Raw genomic sequence first — 18998 nt, forward strand, 5'->3', positions numbered from 1 at the left:
GGTTGTCACGAGACCGGCGATAACTTCTGCGGTGCCAGCAAGGTAGGGATCGCGCAGGCAAGCCTCCTCCTTCGCGTCCAGCTTGACCTTGTGAGGGACGGTGCGGTTATTTGCAAATCCGTGAGAATCGCACCACGCCTTGGAATATGAATCCGTGCAGCGCCCGCGCTCAAAAGGGGATATATCGTAATTTTCGTCGTAGTTGTCTCCGACGTAGATCTCGCTGCTCTCGGCGGGAGATCCCTCGTCGGCATGGGCTGCCGCAACGGGCACAAATGGTGTCATGACAAGGGAGAGGCAAAGAGCTGCTGAGAGATGGAGGGCAGGCACTTCTTCATGGCTGGCTCCTTAATCTGGCCTTTGATAGTTACTCGATGTCGCCTCCTTCCGCTTTATATCCGTTGTATTCGGCGTATTTCTTTAATAAGGCAAGAGGTTCTTCCTCTCCTTCGGATGGGCCGATGATGTTTCCTTGATCATCCAGTATGAATACGGACGAAATATGCTCAAGTTCATATTGGTCATACACAGCCTTATCTTAATCTATGTATATGGGAAAGTCTCCTTCATGGACCGAGGCTTCTTCAATTGTGCTGTCCTCGGAAACAGTGAAAAGGTTCTTCCTTAAGGCCGCGAAATTATCAAGTTGTTGCATATCCTCTATGAGAGATTCGCAGTGCGAACACCACGATGCCCAGATACCGCGTCATCGGTATCAACCATGACGACCTCGCCGACGGTAGCGGCAAGGCGGGGCTGACGTTTGAGACGACCAACGATGTCCTATACAAACACATCTGGAACGACACAAAGACCAATGTCGGCGGTTGGAGGTCCTCTAAGCTCCGCGCCCGCCTGAACTCCGGTGACCTCTGGGCGCTCCTGCCGGCCGAGCTCCAGTCCAAGGCGAAGGCCGTCACGAAGATGACGGACAACGAGGGCGGCGGTAGCGCCGGCACTCCGACGGCAACGAATGACAAGGTCTTCATCCTCTCGACGACCGAGATTTACGGAGACCTCCAGTCTGACGCCGCCCAGTACGAGTACTATGCGACGTCGAGGTATTCTGGACCTGAGATTGTGTGCTATTTCAGCACTCGTTCCGTGCCTCCGAGTGACTCAACGGACTTTATCTATGTTGACCCTTTCGGTCGCTGGAGCAGCGGTAGTGCCAACAGTGCCGGCAACGTGTTTCCCGCTTGGTGCTTCTAGATTTTCTAGTGCAAGGCCCGCGCGACTCCGCGCGGGCCTATCTTTTGGCAAGTGTACGAACGGTTTAGGTTCGCGGCACAGGTATTCGGTTTGAGGAGAAATGGGGTCATACAGCGGCTCTCAGAGCGCCTGCTGCACTCCCCCGCCATTACCCCTGCGGCGTCCTCGTATGGAGCCCATCCTGGTTGGCATATCGTTGCAATCGCTCACTTGTCCACCGGTCAAGTGAACTACTGGAATAAATACAGCGACACGCTTGTCCGTTACAGTCGCTATATCTGTGTAAATCGCCGCGATAAATACAGCCCGTACTCGGCTGTATACCAGCTACGCGTATGTAGATTCATATCGCGTTAATAAATCGGCTCAAGCGCGTGCAAAACGCGCAAGTAGCCGCAAAAGGCGAATATCGCGTAGGTAGATTTTTAGCACCCTGTTGCTTAATCAAAATTAAGCAATTGCTTAAAACAAAAAAGGTCAGGCACTAGGTGCCTGACCTGCAAACTTCTGGTCGGGACGACTGGATTCGAACCAGCGACCCCTTGACCCCCAGTCAAGTGCGCTACCAAGCTGCGCCACGTCCCGAAGCTTTTGTTTGTTGCTCTGCTCTCGCTCGCAACAGGGAGTATATTAACCCGAAACTTTGCCCTTGTGCAAGAACTTTTTTAAATATTTTGAAGCAAGTCCAAAATTGTATCTGCGAGCTGGGGTTTTGTTAGCACGGGGAGTTCTTGCGTGCCCGCTGTGCTCACAATCCAGGCCTTGTTGGTATCGGTTCCAAAGCCCGAATCGGCGCGCGAGACATCGTTGGCGATAATGGCATCGCAACCCTTGTGGGCGAGCTTTCGCTGAGCGTACTCCACGACGTTATCGGTCTCGGCCGCAAAGCCGATCACGCACCGCTCCCCCTTCTGACGCGAGAGCTCAGCCAAAATATCGACCGTCTCGACCAGTTCGATGCAATCCAGGCGCTCGTTGGCCTTTTTGAGTTTGTGGTCCGCAGGGGCGGCAGGCGTGTAGTCGGCGACGGCGGCCGCGCAAATGGCCACATCGGCCGTCTGAAAGGCGCTCAGAGCCGCCTGTAGCATCTCTGCTGCGGTCTGTACGCGCACGCACTCCACACCGCGGGGAACGTCGAGCGATGTCGGTCCCAGCACGAGCGTGACGGCGGCACCGCGACGTGCGGCCTCCCCCGCCAGGGCGATACCCATCTTGCCCGAAGAACGGTTGCCAATGAAGCGCACGGGGTCGATCGGCTCATGCGTGGGGCCGGCGGTAATCACGACGCGCTTACCTGCCAGGTCCTGAGGCGCGGGGTCGAGCACCTCGCAGACGGCCTCGACGATGTCCTCGGGCTCGCTCATGCGTCCCGTGTCCACGTCGCCGCAGGCAAGGTAACCGCTGCCGGGTCCCACCACATGGACACCGCGCTCGCGCAGCGCGGCAATATTGGCCTGCGTTGCCGGCGCCTTCCACATACCGTTGTTCATGGCGGGGGCGAGCACGATGGGTCGCGGCGTGGCAAGCAGCGTAGTAGAGATGAGGTCATCGGCGATACCGTTTGCCATCTTGGCGATGATATTGGCCGTCGCGGGCGCCACGACCGCCAGATCGGGCTCCTGCGCCAGCGAAATGTGGTGGATGGGGTCGGAGGGGTCGTCGAACAGGCCCACGGCAACCGGCTCGTTGGTGAGCGCACGGAAGGTGAGCGGGCCCACAAACTCGGTGGCATGCTCGCTCATGACAACCTTGACGTGCGCGCCGCGCTTTTGCAGCAGGCGCACGATATTGCACGACTTATAGGCGGCGATCCCGCCGGTAATTCCCAGCAGGATCGTTTTTCCCTCAAGTTGCATTGAATTGTTGGGTACCGCCGTCATCGTTAGGCTTCCTTGCTGGGGAGCACGAGCAGGCGGTGGCAGTACGGGCAGTGCGTGATCTCGCTACCGTCGTGGTTGAGGTCGCTCATGGACGACGCCTGCAGCGCGGTGTGGCAGACTGTGGGGATGTTGCCCTTGATGGTCTCGACTGCCAGGCCGCGGAACTGCTTGAGAAGACGCTCGTAATCGGTGAGGACGTCGGTCGGCAGCGTGGCGGCAAGCGCGGTGCGCTCCTTGGTGGCGGCATCAATCTGTGCCTGGAGGTCGGCGGCCTTGGCGCGGGCGGCCTTGGTATCGGCCTTCACGCCCTCCTCGAACTTGGCGATGATGGCCTGCGCACGAGCCTCGCGGTCGAGCGCCTCCTTATGGGCGATGACGACGTCCTTGCGGGTGTGCTCGATCTTGTCCAGGCGCTTGGCCAGGGTGGCGAGCTCGTTCTCCAGGTCCTGAACCTCGCGGTAGTCAGAGCCGTCAACGTGGCGCTTCTTGGCGGCCTCGATGGCGTTATTGGTCTGGATCTCGGTGGTGTTGAGATCGTCGAGCTCAATATCCAGGTCCTTGCGCTGGGCGTAGAGCTTAGTCATCTCGGCCTTGAGCTTAACGTAGGTCTTGCGCTTGGAAGCGAGCTCCTTGAGCTCCGGCATATTGGCAAGTTCGCTCTTGTTGCGGGCGAGCTCCAAATCGATCTGTTGCAGCTTGAGTAGCGTAGCGCCGGCGCTCATAAGTTCTCTCCTTTTGTCACAGTCCACCATTGGCAAGGGTTCAGTATTTTAATCGCATGACGGGGGTCGATCCCGGCATTAACTGCAGAGTTCATCAATATATCAACGAACGGCTCCTCGGAGCGGTCATGGCCGAGCAAAACCACTGGCAGCCCGCGCAAGGCAAGGTCCTGCGCCACGTGGTAGCCCGCCTCGCCCGTCACGACAACATCCGCACCGGCGGCGATGGCAAGCTCGCCAAAGTCGCCGAGGGAGCCGCCCAGAATGGCGATGGTGCGGCACGGGTGATCGGCCTCGCCCCACACGCGCGGGTCGCTGCCGAACGCCGCTGCGGCGCGCGCGGCAAGGTCACGCAGGCTGCAGGGGTCGTTGAGCGTTGCAAGCGCGCCCAGGCCGGTCGCTTCGGGGTCGTCCACGTGCTCCAGCGAGCTTGCGGGTGCGGCGTCCAACAGCGTACTTAGGCAAACGCGAGCCTCATGCGAGCGGTCCAGATTGGTGTGGAGCGAGATAATACTCACCCCGCAGCGGGCAGCCTCGTAGAGCGCCGCACTGCACTGGGGGCGCGTCGCGCTGGGCGGACAAAAGGCCTTGGGCGCCTTGATATAGATGGGATGATGCGTCAGCAGAACGTTGGCGCCGGCCTCCAAAGCGCGGTGCACGTTGGCTTCGGTCGCGTCGAGCGCGCAGGCCACGTTGGTAATCTCGGCGGCAGGGTCGCCCACGGATAAGCCTACGTGGTCCCAGCCCTCGGCGTCCGCCTTAGGGTAGCGCGCCAGCAGCGCACGTTCAAGCTCGGAGACGATCATGCGGCGCCTACGATCGAGAGCAGCGTCTGGGCAAAGTCGTCCAGATCGCCCGGATTCACGCGGTCGTCGAAGGAAATGCGCAGTGCGCCCAGCGCCTGTTCGCGACCGATGCCCATCGCGCTCAAAACGTGGCTGGGGTCCATGCTGCCGCTCGAGCAAGCCGATCCGGCCGAAACCTCAAAACCGGCGGCATCGAGCTTGATGATGAGCTCCTCGGAGTCCATGCCGTCAACGTAGATCGAAACCATACCCGGCAGACGGTCTGCCTGCACGTAGTCGCCCATCGTGGCGTGAATGCGAGGATGGGCCGTAAGCGTGGCGTAGAGCTTGTCGGACAGGGTCTGCAGCGTCGCACGCTCCCGGCCCACATTCGGCAGCAACACGGAAGCGGCAGCGGCAAAAGCCAGCTGCGTGCGCAGATCCTGCGTGCCGGCGCGACGGCCGGCTTCCTGTCCACCACCAAAGATGCGCGGACGCAGCGGCGTGCGGCTCTTAAGGTAGAGTGCGCCGGATGCCACGGGACCGCCAATCTTGTGAGCGGCGACGGACATGGCGTCGACGCCCAGCTCGGCGGCATCGAGCGGAATATGCAGATAACCCTGGATGGCATCGGTGTGGAACAGGGCGCCGACAGCATGTGCAGCGGCGGCCAGCTCGCGGATGGGCTGCACCACGCCGGTCTCGTTGTTGGCAACCATGATGCTCACGAGCGCCACGTCGTCGCCGAGCAAGTCGCTCAGCGCGGCAGGCTCAATATAACCTGCACGGCAGGGCTGCACCAGGTCGACGGTAAAGCCGGCAGCACGCAGCAGCGGCAGGTTGTCCAGAATCGAATCGTGCTCGATGGCAGATACGATCACGCGGTTACGCTTGCGATCGCGCTGACGAGCGCCCTCGGCAAGACCGAGCAGCGCCAGCTGGTTGGCTTCGGTGCCGCCGTTGGTCAAAACAATCTCGGACGGGCGAACGCGCGCGCCAAAGCTGCGGGCAATCTCGCGACGCGCCACTTCCAGGCGTGCAGCGGCCTTGCGGCCGAGCGAATGCAGCGAGTTGGGGTTGACGCCGGCAAGCTCGCTGTCGTCGTACTCGCGCTGCGCAAGGCGCGCCTCGGCGCGCATGGGCGTCGAGGCGGCATAGTCAAGATTCACGGGTATGCGGTTTTGACCTGCGGTCATAAGGTTTTATGCCTCCTGTGCGGCCTCGTTGCCCAGCTTCTGCAGCAGCGCAACCTCGGCAGCGGGATCTTCGGACTTAAATACGGCGGAACCTGCGACGAGCACGTTGGCGCCAGCCTTGACGACCTCGGCGATGTTCTTGGAAGAGATACCGCCATCGACCTCGATGAGAGGCGAAACGCCGTGACGCTCGCACATGGCCTTGAGCTCGTGCAGTTTGGCAATGGTGCCCGGGATAAAGCTCTGACCGCCAAAGCCGGGGTTCACGCTCATGAGCAGCACCATGTCGACGACGTCAATGATGCTCTCGAGTACGCACACGGGGGTGGCGGGGTTGAGCACCACGCCGGCCTTGACGCCGCGCTGCTGCAGATGGGTGAGCGTGCGGTGCAGGTGCGTGGAAGCCTCGTAGTGCACGGTGATCATGTCGGCTCCGGCGTCGGCGTACCAATCGACCGTCTCGTCGGGGTTCGACACCATCAGGTGCGCGTCGACCGGCACATCGGTGGAGCGCTTGACGGCCTTAAGGATGTCAACGCCAAAGGTGAGGTTGCCGGTAAAGTGGCCGTCCATGACGTCGAAGTGCACAAGGTCGGCACCGGCGATCTTGTCGAGTTCGCCCTTGAGGTTGGCCATATCGGCCGAAAGGATGGACGGAGCGATTTTAATGGAACCCATGGTAGTAGCCTTTCTGCGCTAGTCGGTGAGTCCGTAGAACTCTTGAGAAGGGACGCGGTCGGTGAGAATCTCGAGCGCCCTATCCAAAGTAACACCGTTGTAGAGCGTTTGCTCCACGGCAAAGGTGAGCGGAATGTCTACGCCCAGCGAACGGGCGAGTTCGCTCACGCTGCGGGCGGCGACGGCGCCCTCGACAACCATATGCGTGCGCGTCTGGTACTCGTCGAGCGAAACGCCGTGGGCAAACTCGTAGCCAAAGGTGCGGTTGCGCGAATGCTCGGAGGTGCAGGTGGCAATGAGGTCACCCATGCCGGCAAGTCCCATGCAGGTCATAGCTTGACCGCCGCGGGCATGCACCAGACGGCTAATCTCGGCCAGGCCGCGCGTCATGATAAGGGCGAGCGTGTTGTCGCCGGCACCGGTGCCGGCGGAGATGCCGCACACGATGGCGATGACATTTTTCATGGCGCCGCAGACCTCGACACCGGTCATGTCTTGCGACAGATAGATGCGAAAGGCCGTGGACAGGAGCAAGTCCTTAAAGGTCTCCCCTACCTGCGTATCTTCGCTGGCGATGACGGCGGCAGAAAGACCTCCGCGGCAGATTTCCTCGGCATGGTTGGGGCCAGAAAGAGCCGCGACACGTGCCTCGTTGCCGATCTCGCTGGCGATGACCTCGCTCATGAGCAGGCCGGACTCGGGCTCAATGCCCTTTGTGAGGCAGAGCACCGGGGTATCGGCGGCGATAAAGGGCGCGGCCTGGTGGCACACGCTGCGAAGGTGCGTGGAGGGCACGGCAAAGATGATGGCCTCGGCGCCGTCAAGCGCCTGCGCCAGGTCCGTGGTGGCGACGACGCTGCCGGGCAGCTCGTAGTCCACCAGATACCGGGGATTGCGGTGCCCGCCATTGATGCCGGCGGCCGTCTGCTCGCTATGGGCCCACATGGTCACGCGCTCGGCTCGAGCGGCGGCAAGGCCGGCGACGGCGGTTCCCCAGGAGCCGGAGCCAATCAGCGCAACATTCATGACTCTCTCCTACTTATCGTCGGGCTCGGTGACGCGCTTGGTAAACGAGAGCTTGGACTCCTTACCCGTCATGAGCTTTTTGATGTTCGCGCGATGGGCCCACACCACGGTGATGCCGATCAGCGCCATGCAAAATTTGAGACCCAGGCTGCCGTACGGAAAGACCGCGCAGACGGCGATGGGAAGACCGATGGCCGCGGCAAGCGAACCCACCGACACAAACTTGGTGATGGCGACGGCCACGATAAACATGCCCAGCAGCGAAAGTCCGATGGGCCAGTACCAGGCGAGGATGACGCCCAGGCCCACGGCGATACCCTTGCCGCCATGGAAGTTGAGGTAGGGCGAGAAGATGTGGCCCCACACCGCTGCCAGGCAGATGATGCCGAGCATCCAATCGCCGGGGGCTCCAGGCGCCATGATGCTCACGGGGAAGCCATAGCCCACGCCCGCGATGAGCGGACGGGCGATAAGGACGCAGATAGCGCCCTTAAGGCAGTCGAGCAGTAGCGTGAGCGCGGCCACCTTGGGGCCGGCCACACGCAGGGCGTTGGTGGTGCCGATGTTGCCGGAGCCCGCCTTGCGAATGTCGGTGTGGTTGAACACACGGCCCAGGATCAGGCCAAACGGAATCGCTCCGATAAAGAACGAGACCACGGCGCAGATGGCGGTCAGCAGAATCGGATTATGCATCCTTTTGCTCCTTCTTCCTAAAGAAGAGTCGAATGGGCGTACCGGAAAAATCGAAGGTCGAGCGCATACGGTTCTCAACGTAGCGCTGGTAGGTGTCGTTGACCAGGTCGCTGTGGTTGACGAAGAACGTAAACGTCGGCGGGTTGACACCCGTCTGGGTCACGTAGTGCATGCGTAGGCGACGCTTGCCGTCCACCACGGTGTGGCCAAACTCGCGCAGGTCGGTGAGGAACGTGTTGAGGCGCGAGGTGGTGATCTTTTGCGAGCGCGTCTTTTCGGCAGCGTCGACCATCGCCCAGATCTTCTCGACGCTGCGGCCGGTCAGGGCCGAGATGCGCAGGTACTGGGCCCAGGGGGCCATGACGCCCAGACGGCGGTCGACGGTCTCCATGCAGGCCTCGCGCTTGCGGTCGTCGTCGAGCAGGTCCCACTTGTTGAGCAGCACCACGATGGCACAGCCGCGCTCGATGGCCAAGCCCATGACCTTCTGGTCCTGCTCGGTGACGCCCACGGAGGCGTCGACGACAAGCAGCGCCACGTCGGCGCGGTCGATGGCGCGCAGGCCGCGGACCATGGAGTAGTACTCGATGTTCTCGTACACGGTGCTCTTCTTGCGAATGCCCGCGGTGTCGACCATGCGGTAGTGCTTGCCGTCGCGCTCGACGACGGTGTCGATGGCATCGCGCGTGGTGCCGGCGATGTTGGACACGATGGAGCGGTCGGCGCCCAGGATGCGGTTAAACAGCGAGGACTTACCGGCGTTGGGGCGACCGATGATGGCTACGTTCAGCGCATCGGGGAACTCGTCGGCGACCTCGTCCTCCTCCTCGGGCAGCAGGGCCACGATGTCGTCGAGCAGGTCGCCCGTGCCGTGGCCATGCAGGGCCGAGAGCGGCGTGGGCTCGCCGATGCCGAGCGAATAAAACTCCCAGATGCTGTCGTTTTCGCGGTCGGGGTTGTCGAGCTTGTTCACCAGCAGAAAGACCGGCTTGTCGCAGCGCTTGAGCATGCGGGCGACCGACTCGTCCTCCTCGGTGACGCCGGTGCGGCCGTCGACCACAAACAGGATGACGGCGGCTTCCTCGGCGGCGGCGAGCGCCTGGTCGCGGATGGACGTGGCAAACACGTCATCGCTCTTGAGCGGCTCGATGCCGCCCGTGTCGACAATGGTGAACTCGCGGCCGTTCCAATCGGCCGTGTGATACGAGCGGTCGCGCGTGACGCCGCGAGACTCGTGGACGATGGCGTCCGAGGTCTGGGCCAGGCGGTTAACGAGCGTGGACTTGCCCACGTTGGGGCGTCCGACGACGGCGACGATAGGTTTCATCTGCTCTCCTTTAATGGGTAGGGTCAGTGGAAGTGTTAGAGTCGGCAGGCACAATGCCAAGGATGTGCTCCAGGGTATCGAGCAGCTCATGCGGCATGGTCGACACCACATGAACCTCGGCGCCGCGACTGGTAAGGCTTGCGAGTAAATCGTCACGATGATACTCGTCAAGCGTCATGCCGTCAGCGTTGAACATGAGCTTAGGCACAAAGAGCATAACCCCCGACAGATCTTGGGGCAGCTGCTCCAGTATGTCACACGCGACGATGAGGCCGGTTACGTCCACGTTGCCGCCAAAGTAGCGATTCTTGATGGCCGTGACAGTGCCGGCGAGTCCTCGGGGCGACTCCACAAAGCGGGCCACCGTGTCGCGTGCGCTGGCGCCCGAGAGGCACAGCAGGTGCTGGCTGCGAGTGGCGATGGCCTCGCGGACGCGGGCCAGTCGCTCGGCATCGGCGGCAAGCACATCGTCCGTCTCGTCTAGGTATGAGCGGATCATGCCAATGCCGTCGTAGTACTGCGGGTACCCGTCGTAAAAGTCTGCCTCGGGAGGATCGATGCCGGCGTCCAGATAGAACTCGTCGCTCATCTGGAAGGTGTGGCGGCCAAAGCGTTCGTAGGCACGATCCTGGTAGGGGCGGATCATGGCAATGGTCTCGCGCGCTAGCTCGGGCTTGTCGCTGTAGGACCAGCTAAAACGGTTCTGATGCTTGGTAAAACCGAGCGGCACAATGCCCAGGCTTGTGATTTGCTCGTGCTCCTCGCAAAAGCGCAGGGTCTTTTCCAGCTCCTCGCCGTCGTTCATGCCGGGGCACAACACGATCTGCGCGTGAATCTCGATGCCGGCGGCCATGATGGCCTCGAGTACGTCCATGCCCCGCTGGGCGTTGCGGCCCATCATACGACGGCGGACGTCGGGGCTTACGGCATGGACCGACACGTTCATGGGGCTCATGTTGCGCTGGATGACGTTTTGAACATCTTCGTCGGAGAGATTCGTGAGCGTGACGAAGTTGCCCTGTAAAAAGCTCAGACGATAGTCGTCGTCGCGAATATAGAGCGTGGAGCGGCCGCCCTTGGGCAGCATGGTCATAAAGCAGAACACGCAGGCGTTCACACAGGTGCGCATGCCGTCGAAGATGGGGCCGTCGAACTCAAGGCCCCAGTCCTCGCCCGGGAAGCGGTCGAGCTCGACGGAGGTGATGGTGTTGTCGCGCGGGTCGAGAACTTCCAACTCGACGGTGTCGTCGTCGGCCTCCCAGAGCCACACGATCATGTCGGTGAGCTGCTCGCCATTGACCGTGAGCACGCGCATGCCCGGCTCGATGCCCACATCCCATGCGGGCGATTCGGGACGCACATTCTTAACGAGCGCGCCCTCACCCGGCTCGGGGTCGCGGCTGCGCCCGTAATCGGCCACCTCGGCGGCGTATGCGGGTACGGTCTGGTCCATGATTAGCGGCAAAGCTCCTTGATGCGCGTTACGGCGCGCTCGATGTGTTCTTGCGGGGTGGAGGCTCCGGCGGTGATGCCGATGTGGTGAGCGTCGGTAAACCACGCGTCCTGGAGCTCGGAAGCTTCCTCGATGTGATGCGTGTGCTCGCAGGCGTCTGCGCAAATTTGAGCCAGGCGGCGGGTGTTGCCCGAGTTCTTGCCGCCTACGACGACCATGCAGTCGCAGCGTTTGGCAAGTGTGGCTGCTGCCTGTTGACGCTCGCTCGTGGCGGCGCAGATGGTGTTGATCACGCGCAGCTCCTGCACGCGCGGGGTGATGGCAGCCACGACCTCGGCGAGGTTCTGCGCGGTCTGGGTGGTCTGCACAACCAGGCCCACCTTGCCCTTGAACGACAAGGCGTTGGCGTCGGCGGCACAGCTCACGACCTGCGCATCATCGCCGGCGTGGCCAAGGATGCCCTCCACCTCGGGATGGCCCGGCTCACCCACGACGAGTACGCGATAGCCCTCGCGCACCAGCCGCTCGGCGGCCACGTGGACCTTCTTCACGTAGGGGCAGGTGGCGTCGACGACGTTAAGGCCACGCTCGCGAGCGGCATTGATGACCTGCGGCACCACGCCGTGGGCGCGGATGATCACGGTGCCGGTTGCTGCGTCGTCCAGGGTTTCGGCCAAGCCAACGCCTGCCTCAGCGAGCTCGCGTACCACGATGGGGTTATGGATGAGCGGACCCAAGGTATGGACCTGAGTGCACTCCCCTGCCTGCGGCGCGGCCACCAGCGCCATATCGAGCGCACGCTGTACGCCGTAGCAAGTGCCGGCGTGGGCTGCGATTTCGATGGTGGGAGCGTCTGCCTTGCCGGGCGCAGGCTCGGCAGTGTTCATGACTTCCTCGCTCATGGTTAGAACCTTCCCGGATGCTCGGCGCACAGGTCGTCGCGCATAGCGTAGACGCGGTTCATGGCCTCGGATTCAAACCAGGCCAAGCGCTCCGTGCGTTTAAGCCCGGCCGGTGCGTCGGAAAGTGAGACGGCCTTGCCGGCACGAATCCAGCACTTCTTGGGACGCATGAGCTTTTTGCCCGCGGGCGTGATGTCGGACCAGCCACAGATGGCGAGCGGGTTGACGGGCGCCTTGCCCATCTGGGCGATGAGCGCAAAGCCGCCGTGGACCTCGGGCTTGATCTCGCGCGAGCGGATGCGCGTGCCCTCGGGGAAGATCAGGACGTCCTCGCCGCGCTGCAGCGCATGCTGAGCGGCACGCAAGCACTTCATGTCGGCGGTACCGCGCTCGACGGGGATGCCGCCAACGCGGCTAAAGGCCCAGCGCACAATCTTGCTCTTGGCGAACTCGGACTTAAAAATGGGTCGAATGCGGCGGCCGCCAAAGAACAGCGCCGTCTCCACGGCCAAGAGCTCGGCCATCGAGGTGTGGTTGCAGATGACCACGCTGCCGCGGCCTTCCTGGCGCTCAAACAGAAGATCGGCGTCCTCTACCTTCCAGCGCCACATGAGCTTGGAGAAGGCCCAAAGGATGGCCATAACTACGACGACGGTGCCGCGGATGAGCGCCGGGAACTCGGCGTAGGGGGCGTTGTAATAGTCCTCGGGCGTCTGCTTAAACAGGCGCATGGGCTACCTCCTTTGGTTAATGAGGTCCTCGATTATCGAGACGACCTCGTCGATGGTGTGGGCGGTGGAGTCGACGTGCACGGCGTCCTCGGCGGGCACGAGCGGGGCGACCTCGCGGCTGCTGTCGAGCTTGTCGCGCTGCTTAAGGGCGTCGAGGGTCTCGTCGACCTCGGCTTCGAGCTGCTCGGACGTGAGTGGCTGGGCGTCGTTTTGGTGACGCTGCAGCACGCGGCGGCGGGCGCGCTCACGCGGGTCGGCGGTCAGGAAGACCTTGACCTGCGCGTTAGGGAACACGACGGTACCGATGTCGCGACCCTCGGCGACGATATCGCGGTCCTCGGCGGCGCGGCGCTGGTGGATGAGCATGGCGGCGCGCACGCCCGGATAGGCCGAGACCTTGGACACGTTGGCGTCGACCTGCGGGGTGCGGATGGCGGCCGAAGCGTCCTGGCCGTCAATGGTCAGGCGCGTGTCCTCGCCGGTGCCGTTGGTAAAGCGGATCTCGATTTGCTCGGCGAGGGCGTCGATTGCCGCCTCGTCGTCCAAATCGATGCCACGGTCGAGCGCGGCGAAGGTGACGGCGCGATACATGGCGCCCGTGTCGAGCTTGTTAAAGCCCAGCTGGCGGGCGATCTCCTTGGCGATGGTGGACTTGCCGGAACCGGCGGGGCCGTCGATGGCGACGATCATGCAATGCTTCCTTTCGATGATTGACGTGCTGGTATGGTTCGCGGGCGTTAGGGCGCGGCGGGTTGCCTAGCCCGTGTAGCGCTCGCGGTAGGTGTTGCGCTTGGGTGCGGAGCCGTGGCTGCCGTGGTGACGCGTGCGGGTCGCGGGGTTGACTGCTGTCGCGTTGGGGTCGTCCCGCTTGGAGCTGGCCTGCTTGGGCGGGATGCCGCCGGCCTTGAGAATCTGCACCTCGCGGTCGGTGAGCTCGCGCCACGAGCCCTTGGCCACGTCCTTGAGTTCCAGGCCGGCAAAGTTGCAGCGGTGCAGTCGGATCACCGGGTGGTGGATCTTGCTCAGCATGCGCTTGACCTGGTTCTTGCGGCCCTCGCGGATGATGACCTCAACGGCGGTGGTGCCGGGCTTGACGCCTTGCGGGGCAACGGCCTCGGCCTCGCGCGCGTTGATGACGCGGCAGATCGCCGGCTGGCACAGGCCGTCATCGAGCTCGATACCGCGACGGAGTGGTTCCAAGTCGCGGTCGGTCAGGTGGCCGTCCACCAGCGCCTGGTAGGTCTTGTAGACGTGCTTGCTGGGGTGCAGCAGGTCCTGCGACAGGTCGCCGTCGGTGGTAAAGAGCAAAAGGCCCGTGGTGTCGCAGTCCAGACGACCCACCGGAAAGAGCCCCGGAAAGCGGTCGCGCGGGACCAGATCGGCCACGCAAGGGCGTTCCTGCGGATCGCTCATGGTGGTGAGGTAGCCGGTCGGCTTGTAGAGCATCAGGTACACGGCGCCCTGGTTGAGCTTGACGGGCATGCCGTCGACCTCGATATGGTCGCGGTCGACGTCGACCTTAGTGCCCAGCTCGGTCGCGACCTGGCCGTTGACGGTCACGCGGCCGGCAGTCATCAGGTCTTCCGATCCGCGGCGGCTCGCCACGCCCGCGCGCGCCAAAAAGCGCTGCAGGCGCATGGTGTGCGGGTAGACGGACTGGGCGTCGGTTGCGGGTACTGCGTTGCTCATGGCGCGCGTCTCCCCTACTTCGTTAGTCCTCGTCATGCAAATCCTCCGAGGTCTCGTCGACGACCAGGGTCTCCAAGTCCTCGACTGCCTCAACATCTTCAACATCGGTATCGAGCAGTTCACGCTCTTCGTCCAGGTCCTCGGCCTGCTCCTCGAGCGTGGACTGAATACTGCGGCCGCTCAGGCGTTCGCGGATAAACTGGCGCGACTGCTCGTCGGGGGCAAACTGCTCCAGATCGGGCAGGTCGCGGGTGGAGCGCAGGCCGAACTTTTCCAAGAAGGCGTTGGTCGTGCCGTAAATGATGGCCTGACCGCGCTGGGGGTCGCGGCCGAGCTCGCGCACCAGGCCCTTGTCCACGAGCGACGCGATGACGCCGTCAGAATTGACGCCGCGGATGCCCTTGATCACCTCGCGAGTCACGGGCTGGTGGTATGCGATGACGGCCAGGGTTTCGAGCGCCGCCTGCGACAGCTTTTGCGTGTCCCAGCTCAACACATAGGCCTCGACCACGTCGTGGTAGGCGGGGTGCGTAAACAGGCGCCAGCCGCCGGCGACCTCGCGCAGCTGAAAGCCGCGGTTGGCCTCCTCGTACTCAACCTTGAGCTCGGCGAGCAGCGATGCGCATTCGCCGGGGGCGATATCCAGTGCGCCGGCCAGCGCGGGCGCACTCACCGGGTCGCTCGACACCAGCAGCAGCGCCTCGAGGGCGCCTTTGAGGCTGTTTGCCTCCAGCGTGGAAAGGGTTGACATGGTTGCGGCTCCTATTCGGTGAGCTCGGGGCCCTCGCCGGGCACGTATGCCTCGGCGCCCTCGATTCGGTTGATGCAGATGGTTCCAAAGATCTCGTCCTGGCTCAGCGTGAGCGAGCCGCGCTTGGCGAGCTCCAGCATGGCCAGGAAGGTGACGACGAGCTGCTCGGTGGTGGCATCGCCGTCCAGTAGCTCGCGGAAGGTGCAGGTTTGGTGCGCCATGGTAAAGCGGTCGACTGAGGCCACGGTCAGGTCGAGCGGCACGCGATGCGGCGCCACATGCTCGGCCTCCAGCAGGAAGGTCTGGCGCTTGCCGTCCAAGTCGGCACAGATGACGGCGAGACCGCGCAGCGTGATGCCGGCAAGGTAGTCGGGCATAAGGCCTAGGAACTCGGGGTCGGGGCCGGCCACGCGCGGATGCATGCGGCTTTCGGCCTGCATGCGCGCACCGAGGGCCGCAGCCGCGCCTTTAAACTGCTTGTAGGCAATCAGGCGCTGGATCAGGACCTCGCGCAGGGCGTCGCCGTCGAGCGTGCTGAGCTCCTCGAGGTCTTCGTCGAACTCGTCATCGTCGTCATCGACTTTGCGCGGGGCCTCCTGCGGCACCAGAGAGGCGGCCTTGATGTCCAAAAGGGTTGCCGCGACCAGCAAAAAGTCGCTCGCCACGTCCAGGTCCAGCGCCTCGATGCGCTCGGCCTCGGCAAGGTACTGCTCGGCCACCTCGCTGATGGAGATGGCGCCGATATCTACTTTTTGGCGGGTTACCAGCTGCAGCAGCAGGTCGAACGGTCCGCTGTAGACCTGCGTCGACACGCGATACGACATCTTCGACCTCCTTTGACGGCGCCTTCGCGGCGCGGTTTGGGTGCATGTTGCGACCGTTTTGCACGGTCGACCTGTTAGTTTACCTTAGATACCGGCGATTGCGAAGTTGAGCAGCTGCTCAGCAAGCGGATACACGGTAACGTCGAAATAGCGGCCGATTACATCGATGCCGGTCCACATAGGCAGCAGGTATAGAACCAGGATGAGTATGGGCATAGCGTATTGCTGCAGGCGGTAATAGTTGTTGAGCGCCTTGCCCTTGAGGAAGAGCACGATGATCGACGAGCCATCAAGCGGCGGAATCGGGATGAGGTTGAAGAACGCGAGCGACAGGTTGACCACGATAAAGGTGGCTCCGAAGTTCATGATCTGTGACGCCAGGGCAAAGGACATGCTGGTGTAGAGGCTGCCATAGGCTAGGCGCATGAGGACCGCGGCAAGACAGGCGAGCGCGATGTTCGATGCGGGGCCGGCAACGCTCACCAGGACCTCGTCGCGCTTGGGGTGCTTGAGGTTGTTGAGGTAGACAGGCACCGGCTTGGCAAAGGCGAACACCGGGCCTCCGGCGGCGAGCATCAGCAGCGGCAGGAGAATGGTACCGAATGGGTCGATATGGTTGAGCGGGTTGAGCGAGACACGACCGCGCGAACGGGCCGTCTTATCGCCGAGTGCCCAGGCCGCGGCGGCGTGCGCGCTCTCGTGGATGACGATGCCCACAATGACGGCGACGGCGCTGGCGAGCAGGTTCATGATGTAGCTGCTGGACATGGCGCTCCCCTAGCGGACGCGGCGCGAAGCGCGCGTGAGCAGGTAGTCAATTACAAACAGAATGACGGCGACGATAGCATAATCCAGGCGGAACACACCGCCAAAGGGCGACGTGATGACGCCGTAGCCGGCGATGGCGTTCGGCAGCGCGCGCGAAAGCTCAACGACAAAGCCCACGATCTGCAGCTTGGCGGTGAGGCCGCTAAAGCACAACAGCACGGTCATCGCACTCATAAAAATGCCGCAGATGCGACAGGCGATGGCGATGATGCTCATCGCCACGGCAGCGGCCTTACGAGAGTTCACGTGCGGTCTCCTCTTCGATCTGGGTGGAAAGCTCCAGCCATTCGTCCTCGAGCTTGGGCAGCTCTTGCTTAAGGCCGTTATATTCCCCCAGCGCGGCGTTGAACTTGTCCTGATCGGCATAAAGCTCTTCGCTTGCCATCAGTTCCATAAGCTCGTCATAGCGGGCTCGCTTTTTATCGAGCTCCGTCTCGATCTTCTTGAGCTGGTTGCGCACGCCCTTGAGCTTTTTGTTGAGCGCGGCACGGGCCTGAGCCTCGGCACGCTTTTGCTCCTTGGTCTTTTTGCCCTCGGCGGGCTTGGGTGCTACGACGGGGGTGTTGGCCTGGGCGGCGCAGGCGGGCTTGCCCCCCGCCGGCGCACTCTCCCCTGCCGCCTCGGCGGCGGCGCGGGCCGCGAGGTCCTCGCGCTTGTAGAGGTAGTAGTCGTAGTCGCCGTCGTAGACCGTGACGTTACCATCGCGGATGTCGATTACGCGATTGGCCACGGCACGTACCAGGTGCTCGTCGTGGCTGATCAGCACGATGGTGCCGGGGAAGCTTTGCAGGGCATTCTCGAGCATGTCCACCGAGTCGATGTCTAGGTGGTTGGTGGGCTCGTCCAGGCACAGGAGTGCCTCGGGGGCCACGAGCATCTTTGCCAGGGCCAGACGCGCCTTTTCGCCACCGGAGAGGACGCGAACCTGCTTCTCGATGGAATCGTTGTCGCTAAACAGGAAGGCGCCCAGCAGGCTGCGCTGCTGCGGCACGGTCCACTTGGGCGTAACGGTGTCGATCTCTTGCAGGACGGTATTGGACTCGGTCATGCCCTCGAGCGCGTGCTGGGCGTAATAGGCCACGCCCACGTTGGTTCCCAGGTCCCGGGTTCCGGTGGTGGGCGGTTCCAGGCCGGCGAGGATCTTCATGAGGGTGGACTTGCCGGCGCCGTTGGGGCCGACGAGCGCCACATACTCGCCGCGGTAGAGCTTGAGGTCGATGTCACTGTAGATGTGCTTGTCGCCGTATGACTTGGAGACGCCCTCGAGGCCCACGACCATATCGCCCGAGCGCGGCGGGTCGGGGAACTTAAAGTCGATATGCTTGTGGCCCTCGGGCAGGATGACGAGCTCTTTTTTGATCTGCTCGATCTTTCGGATGCGCTCCTGAGCCTGGGCAGCCTTGGTGGGCTTGTAGCGGAACTTGTCGACGAAGGCCTGCATGTGGGCGATGTCGCGCTCCTGGGCGGCTCGCTTTGCGCGCATCTGCTCCAGGTTGTCCTCGCGCTGCTTAAGGTAGCTGCTGTAGTTGCCGGTGTAGGTGGTTACGCGACGGTTTTCGAGAGCGGCGACGTGGTCGACGCAGGCGTCCATGAAGGCGCGGTCGTGGCTGACGATGAGGACGGCGCCGTCGTAGTTTGCGATAAAGCCGCGCAGCCACTGGACGCTCTCGAGGTCCAGGTGGTTGGTCGGCTCGTCCAGCAACAGCAGGTCGGGATGACGCAGGAAGAGCTTAGCAAGTGCGATGCGCATCTGCCAGCCGCCCGAGAACTCGGAGCACGGGCGCTCAAAGTCGGTGACCTTAAAGCCAAGGCCGGACAGGATCTTGCGGGCATTGCTCTCGAGTTCGTAGCCGCCCAGATGTTCAAAGCGGTCCTGGACCTGGCCGTACTCGTTGAGGAGTGCGTCGACGTCCTTGCCCTGCTCGGAGAGCTCGGTGATCTGGGCCTGCAGCTCGTTGGCGCGCTCGCCCATGCGGCGGATTTCCTTGGCGGCGGCCATGACCTCGGCAAGGATGGTGGTGTCCTTGTGCTCCAGATTAGTTTCCTGCTCTAGGTAGCCCACCTGGCAGTCCTTTGCGTACTGGACCTGGCCGGAGTCGGGACTGTCGATGCCCATGATGATTTTGAGCATGGTGGTTTTGCCGGCGCCGTTGGGGCCCACGAGCGCGAAGCGCTCGCCGGGGTTGATCTGGAAGGACGCGCCGCTAAAGAGGACGCGTGCGCCGAAGCTTTTTTCGATCTTGTCGACCAGGAGGATCATGGTGCCGCCTTTGACCTTGTGTGCCTATATGAAAAAAGGCC

Annotated in this window: 20 protein-coding genes and 1 tRNA gene; 1 reads left to right on the plus strand and 20 read right to left on the minus strand. The window is 62.7% G+C overall.

Annotated elements, in window-relative coordinates:
- Positions 1-285, minus strand: a 285-nt coding sequence (locus AAAX34_RS08480) for a hypothetical protein (protein ID WP_349110878.1), incomplete at its 3' end; no start/stop codon positions are given.
- Between the two features lie 405 nt (positions 286-690).
- Between AAAX34_RS08480 and AAAX34_RS08485 the strand changes: the two genes are divergently transcribed.
- Entirely contained in the window at positions 691-1212 is a 522-nt protein-coding gene (locus AAAX34_RS08485; RefSeq protein WP_349110880.1) for a DUF6273 domain-containing protein, read from the plus strand.
- A gap of 508 nt (positions 1213-1720) precedes the next feature.
- Here AAAX34_RS08485 and AAAX34_RS08490 read toward each other — a convergent pair.
- The 19 genes from AAAX34_RS08490 to AAAX34_RS08580 form a co-directional block, all read right to left on the minus strand.
- A tRNA-Pro gene (locus AAAX34_RS08490) sits at positions 1721-1797 on the minus strand.
- Positions 1798-1877: 80 nt separating this feature from the next.
- Complete coding sequence (gene coaBC, locus AAAX34_RS08495; RefSeq protein WP_271734674.1) at positions 1878-3092, minus strand: bifunctional phosphopantothenoylcysteine decarboxylase/phosphopantothenate--cysteine ligase CoaBC; 1215 nt, start codon at positions 3090-3092, stop codon at positions 1878-1880.
- A 2-nt stretch (positions 3093-3094) separates the two neighbouring features.
- Positions 3095-3814, minus strand: a complete 720-nt coding sequence (locus tag AAAX34_RS08500) for a hypothetical protein (RefSeq protein ID WP_195521525.1) — start codon at positions 3812-3814, stop codon at positions 3095-3097.
- Positions 3811-4620, minus strand: coding sequence for a Nif3-like dinuclear metal center hexameric protein (locus AAAX34_RS08505; RefSeq protein ID WP_349110882.1), 810 nt, complete (start codon positions 4618-4620; stop codon positions 3811-3813). Before AAAX34_RS08505 ends, AAAX34_RS08500 begins: the two co-directional genes overlap by 4 nt.
- Entirely contained in the window at positions 4617-5795 is a 1179-nt protein-coding gene (locus AAAX34_RS08510; RefSeq protein ID WP_195521521.1) for a cysteine desulfurase family protein, read from the minus strand. Before AAAX34_RS08510 ends, AAAX34_RS08505 begins: the two co-directional genes overlap by 4 nt.
- 6 nt (positions 5796-5801) lie before the next feature.
- Positions 5802-6473 (minus strand): ribulose-phosphate 3-epimerase, encoded by a 672-nt coding sequence (gene rpe, locus AAAX34_RS08515; protein WP_195521520.1) that lies wholly within the window; start codon positions 6471-6473, stop codon positions 5802-5804.
- 18 nt (positions 6474-6491) lie between these two features.
- A complete protein-coding gene (locus AAAX34_RS08520; protein WP_195521519.1) occupies positions 6492-7499 on the minus strand; it encodes an NAD(P)H-dependent glycerol-3-phosphate dehydrogenase in 1008 nt (335 codons plus the stop codon).
- A gap of 9 nt (positions 7500-7508) precedes the next feature.
- Positions 7509-8192, minus strand: a complete 684-nt coding sequence (gene plsY, locus AAAX34_RS08525; protein WP_195521518.1) for a glycerol-3-phosphate 1-O-acyltransferase PlsY — start codon at positions 8190-8192, stop codon at positions 7509-7511.
- Positions 8185-9519: a ribosome biogenesis GTPase Der gene (gene der / locus AAAX34_RS08530; RefSeq protein ID WP_195521512.1), complete on the minus strand. Its 1335-nt coding sequence runs from the start codon at positions 9517-9519 to the stop codon at positions 8185-8187. Before der ends, plsY begins: the two co-directional genes overlap by 8 nt.
- Before the next feature lie 10 nt (positions 9520-9529).
- A complete protein-coding gene (locus AAAX34_RS08535) occupies positions 9530-10972 on the minus strand; it encodes a DUF512 domain-containing protein (protein ID WP_349110885.1) in 1443 nt (480 codons plus the stop codon).
- A 2-nt stretch (positions 10973-10974) separates the two neighbouring features.
- Positions 10975-11874: a 4-hydroxy-3-methylbut-2-enyl diphosphate reductase gene (locus AAAX34_RS08540; protein ID WP_349110887.1), complete on the minus strand. Its 900-nt coding sequence runs from the start codon at positions 11872-11874 to the stop codon at positions 10975-10977.
- Between the two features lie 2 nt (positions 11875-11876).
- A complete protein-coding gene (locus AAAX34_RS08545; RefSeq protein ID WP_349110888.1) occupies positions 11877-12605 on the minus strand; it encodes a lysophospholipid acyltransferase family protein in 729 nt (242 codons plus the stop codon).
- A 3-nt stretch (positions 12606-12608) separates the two neighbouring features.
- Entirely contained in the window at positions 12609-13295 is a 687-nt protein-coding gene (gene cmk, locus AAAX34_RS08550) for a (d)CMP kinase (RefSeq protein WP_117769690.1), read from the minus strand.
- A 66-nt stretch (positions 13296-13361) separates the two neighbouring features.
- The gene (locus tag AAAX34_RS08555; protein WP_349110890.1) at positions 13362-14294 is read right to left on the minus strand and encodes a pseudouridine synthase; all 933 of its coding nucleotides are present in this window, start codon (positions 14292-14294) and stop codon (positions 13362-13364) included.
- Between the two features lie 22 nt (positions 14295-14316).
- Positions 14317-15045: an SMC-Scp complex subunit ScpB gene (scpB, locus tag AAAX34_RS08560; protein WP_349110891.1), complete on the minus strand. Its 729-nt coding sequence runs from the start codon at positions 15043-15045 to the stop codon at positions 14317-14319.
- Positions 15046-15056: 11 nt separating this feature from the next.
- Entirely contained in the window at positions 15057-15869 is an 813-nt protein-coding gene (locus tag AAAX34_RS08565; RefSeq protein ID WP_349110892.1) for a segregation/condensation protein A, read from the minus strand.
- A gap of 84 nt (positions 15870-15953) precedes the next feature.
- Complete coding sequence (locus tag AAAX34_RS08570; RefSeq protein WP_349110893.1) at positions 15954-16637, minus strand: site-2 protease family protein; 684 nt, start codon at positions 16635-16637, stop codon at positions 15954-15956.
- Between the two features lie 9 nt (positions 16638-16646).
- Positions 16647-16943 carry a hypothetical protein gene (locus AAAX34_RS08575; protein WP_271760416.1) on the minus strand — a complete coding sequence of 99 codons (297 nt, stop codon included), beginning with the start codon at positions 16941-16943 and terminating at the stop codon, positions 16647-16649.
- Positions 16930-18957 (minus strand): ABC-F family ATP-binding cassette domain-containing protein, encoded by a 2028-nt coding sequence (locus AAAX34_RS08580; RefSeq protein ID WP_349110894.1) that lies wholly within the window; start codon positions 18955-18957, stop codon positions 16930-16932. Before AAAX34_RS08580 ends, AAAX34_RS08575 begins: the two co-directional genes overlap by 14 nt.
- Positions 18958-18998: the final 41 nt, after the last annotated feature.

It is taken from the genome of Collinsella sp. CLA-ER-H4 (genome assembly GCF_040092395.1).
Taxonomy (GTDB): Bacteria; Actinomycetota; Coriobacteriia; order Coriobacteriales; family Coriobacteriaceae; genus Collinsella.